Annotated in this window: 1 pseudogene; it reads right to left on the bottom strand. The window is 75.0% G+C overall.

Annotated elements, in window-relative coordinates:
• A pseudogene (locus tag C1A33_RS26610) lies at window positions 1–557 on the bottom strand (DUF222 domain-containing protein); the annotation flags it as partial.
• Between the last annotated feature and the right edge of the window lie 310 nt (window positions 558–867).

The following is an 867-nucleotide window of genomic DNA, read 5'->3' as shown; positions in this document are numbered from 1 at the left end:
AGCCTCGCCGGGCGCCACGGGCACCGAGCCTCGCCGGGCGCCACGGGCACCGAGCCTCGCCGGGCGCCACGGGCACCGAGCCTCGCCGGGCGCCACGGGCACCGAGCCTCGCCGGGCGCCACGGGCACCGAGCCTCGCCGGGCGCCACGGGCACCGAGCCTCGCCGGGCGCCACGGGCACCGATAACCGTACGTATGTGGTTGCCTTCGTAGTATCGTGTGCTCGACCGTGATGTCGCCACTGGCGAGCGCCCGGCCGGTGGCCTCGCAGGGGCCGTTGTGGATGGCGAGGGCGAGACCGACCTGCCGGCGGGCCTCCCGGGCAGACAGGGCGAGCTGGTCACGAATGAGGCTCGTGATGTCGACCGCGCCCACACGGGGTGGCAGGCCACGCTCCTGCGCCTCGGCGATGAGCCGGCCGCGCAACGCCGCCGTCCGTCCGCCGAGCCGGCCGGCCCTGTCGAGCAGGACGGTGAGCTGACCGTCGCTGAGCTGCCAGGGTTCGTCGCGCAGCAGGGAGTCGAACAGGCCGACGAGCGCCTCGAACCGCTGCGGCATCTCGGCTGGCTCCTCCTCCGGCGGCACACGAGCACCGTCCGCGCTGGCACCGGGATGCGCGCGGGCATTGGAGTCCCCATCCGAGGTGGGGTCGGCGATGGGGCGCGACGGGGGCGCGGACCCGGGTGTGGGGCCTGCGTTCAGGCCTGTGGAGCGACTGGGGCCGAGGCTGGCGGAGGGACCGGTGCTGAGTGCGATGGGCGGGCCGGATGAGCCGGGGGGCTCGCCGCGGGGGGCGTTGATCACCATGGAACGACCGTTGCAAGTCGGGTTGTGCACACGATGCCCTGGAGACCCGTCCGGCCCGCCT

It is taken from the genome of Frankia canadensis, assembly GCF_900197875.1.
Lineage (GTDB): Bacteria > Actinomycetota > Actinomycetes > Frankiales > Frankiaceae > Frankia > Frankia canadensis.
This window is presented reverse-complemented; position numbering and strand designations above follow the sequence as displayed.